Genomic DNA, 2,852 nt, shown 5'->3' with positions numbered 1-2,852 from the left:
AAATTTTATTATACAAGAGGTTAATTATTTAGTAGGGTGGCTTTTATCCCTGCATTTACCGGCTCTATCGTCCGCACTGAGTGGCTCAAAACTCCGCACAGATGGCTCAATTCGTATGCAATAATCAATAAACTATACACATATAAAAATACATCTTTAAAATATGTATTATAAATATCCTCAAGCTGTGTCACCATCTCACCTCCTTATACATAAGACGCGATAAACTCAAATATCTTACAAAAATATAAAAAAAACCGAACAAAGTACGCCCGGTCCTTTTCTCTTCTAACATAATTATTGGGTACTGTAATCGATACTTCTTCCCATGTATCCCTTTATAAAATTCAGGGACCATTTCTCCTCAGCATTGTTCATAAGGAAATAGGTTTAGTTTAAGTGAAATATATACAATCTTTTACACTAACTAATATCTTATTACCAAGCGATTTTCGAAGTATCTAAATGGCTTACTAGCCCAAGTGCCACTAGCATTGACAAGTGTCATAATTAATTGGTTATAAATAGCAAGCTTTCTATGATTTCATCACTTCCTGGAGATTCTTCTTTAATCATTTCAGTTTATTTTATATAAATGGAAGTAAATATCTTATTGTACAAGTAGATAATGTAGTGGTGGACGATTGACAAAGTGTTTCTCCACAAACTTCCATACTTTCACCCGTTCATATTAAGATTCCCCAAAGTACACTTAACCTTGGAAGGTATATGGAGCAGACGATTCAAGCAAACTTTCTACACCAGCAGCATGGTAAGGCATTAGTTGGTTTGCGGTATTTATATCCAGCCACTTAATATCATCTATCTCATCTTTATGTATTATTTGTATAACACCTTCTACAATTTTCGCTTTGTACGTAATGAATAGAGCATGATGGCCCTTACTTTCAAAAAACGCTTCATTTACTGCGACTATGTTTTCAGTTTTTATTGTTAAATTTGTTTCTTCCTTACTCTCTCGCATTGCTGCTTGTTCGAATGTTTCACCTCTTTCAACCGCACCGCCTGGAAGAGACCAACCACTATCTTTATTCTTCACCATCAAAACTTTCTGTGCAATTTCATTAAAGATAAAGGCGTAAGCTACGTCAACTCGTTTCACTTTAAATCACTCCAATACATTTGTTTCCGGCTAATAAATTTTGTTTTTATTCAGCAAACGCCACAGTTAAAGGAAGACTTGAATTCGAGATAAAATAATTAACTTTTCTCCGTCTTACTATAAAATTTAGCCCATAGATAAAAGATAATCACAGTTACTATTGGAAGAAAAGATGGTATCCATTGATAGTGGTTAGGTAAGGTGAAAAATAAAATTATCGTTAATAACCATACCGGAATAACCCAAATAAAAAACATTCTAACTATTTTATTTCTAAAACTAAGCTCAAACTCCATCATTCATCCCCCTTTTTTATACAGGTTCTTGGACAACGTTATTTTATATTATCTCTTGAAACTAAGTCTTCAACTATCCTGCTTTGATAGTAAAAAAAGCGATTGTTCTTATTGAGCAATCGCCCCCTATACATTAAGACTTGAAACCGAGATTAATTAAACAAATGGGCTAACTTTATGTAAAAATTATTCTTTATTTTTCTTCCGTGAAGAGTAAATTTGTAAGTACCAAAATAAGGTAGCTATAACAACCGCACTTATCTGTTCTGCTAAACTATAATCAAAAATTGGTCCCAACACTAAAATTGCCCCGGTAAGAAAAATAGGCGGTCCTATTATTTTTAATATAGTCAACATATTATCCTTCCTCACATCATCTTTACAAGTCTTCAATAAACTACCCTAACCAGTAAAAAGATAGCGATTTTATTATTTAAGAATCGCCCCCATTAGCTTATTAAGAATTGCAGCTAGTGTCTATTGTATGCTTGCTCTCTCACCATTTTGTTTATATCGCTCTTATAAGGTTCTACTTTGTATAACCAATCTAAAATATTATCTATGTCTGTAACATTTGTTGCAATAATTGATTGATAATTATTATTGTAAGCTCCTTCATATTTATTTAAAATTTCTGCCACTAACTCAATAAGAAATCTTAAATCACTTATTGTTATTGGAAATTCTCCCCCTAAAATGTTTCGATCCTCGAAGTATTTTTTATCTGCATGTGCAAAGCTTCCATCTCTCCAAGCAAATACTCTATTCAATAAAGGTTCTTGGTTTGTTAATTGTACCAATTGATATTCAAATAGTTGTTCTGTTATTTCGTCTGATGTTTTACCCTTTTCTTTAGCTGGTTTATTGAAAATAACTTGGTAATTTGCACTAATGAAATTTAGAAAATTAAAGATAGTTCTTCCTTTTCGGTTTCTTTTCTCATAGATTTTAGCAATGCCTATAATAACACTGGATAATAATGATTCTTGGACAAGCTGGAAAAAAGCAGGTGACTTATTCAATATTTCTAAACGGTCATTTCTTCTTTTTCTTATATGTACGTATAGTTCAAGAAAAGAATTAAGTGTAATTATTTCTTGAAATAATGCTTCTTTATATGCTTCAAAGTGTTTTATGATAGTATTTGCAGAATGCAAATTATCACCTTCCCATCGTTTGTAGTACCTTACTTAATCTACGAAACAATAATGATATAGTTTCAATTAACGATCATTATCTCGAAACTGAGTCTTCAACTAACCTGCCCAAAACATTAAGAAGAGGGCAATTCTTCTTTTTCATAATTGCCCCAATTACTGGAAGACTTGATTTCGAGATATTTTGTAGGAAATGGTAACTAACGAACCCTTTAGTTAAATAGCACCTTATTTATAAATTCTGTTTTTGCTTCTGTATATCCCTCACGGTCATTA

Annotated in this window: 4 protein-coding genes; all 4 read right to left on the bottom strand. The window is 32.1% G+C overall.

All coding sequences use genetic code 11. The annotated features are described in order from the left end of the window. Nucleotides 1-20 precede the first annotated feature (20 nt). Complete coding sequence (locus tag LF817_RS19890) at nt 21-194, bottom strand: hypothetical protein (protein WP_253937552.1); 174 nt, start codon at nt 192-194, stop codon at nt 21-23. Nucleotides 195-712: 518 nt separating this feature from the next. Then, nucleotides 713-1,123: an NUDIX hydrolase gene (locus LF817_RS19885; protein ID WP_253937551.1), complete on the bottom strand. Its 411-nt coding sequence runs from the start codon at nt 1,121-1,123 to the stop codon at nt 713-715. A gap of 482 nt (nt 1,124-1,605) precedes the next feature. After that, the gene (locus LF817_RS19880) at nt 1,606-1,776 is read right to left on the bottom strand and encodes a hypothetical protein (protein ID WP_253937550.1); all 171 of its coding nucleotides are present in this window, start codon (nt 1,774-1,776) and stop codon (nt 1,606-1,608) included. A gap of 113 nt (nt 1,777-1,889) precedes the next feature. Then, nucleotides 1,890-2,576: an AbiU2 domain-containing protein gene (locus tag LF817_RS19875; protein WP_253937549.1), complete on the bottom strand. Its 687-nt coding sequence runs from the start codon at nt 2,574-2,576 to the stop codon at nt 1,890-1,892. Between the last annotated feature and the right edge of the window lie 276 nt (nt 2,577-2,852).

Origin of the sequence: Halobacillus sp. A1, from assembly GCF_024189295.1 — a bacterium.
GTDB lineage: Bacteria > Bacillota > Bacilli > Bacillales > Halobacillaceae > Halobacillus_A.
The sequence above is the reverse complement of the archived record's forward strand: the minus strand, read 5'-3'. Positions and strand labels throughout refer to the sequence as shown.

What these genes read in the sequence shown, in the direction of transcription:
- LF817_RS19880 (WP_253937550.1), bottom strand. Translation starts at nt 1,776, where the DNA reads ATGTTGACTATATTAAAAATAATAGGACCGCCTATTTTTCTTACCGGG.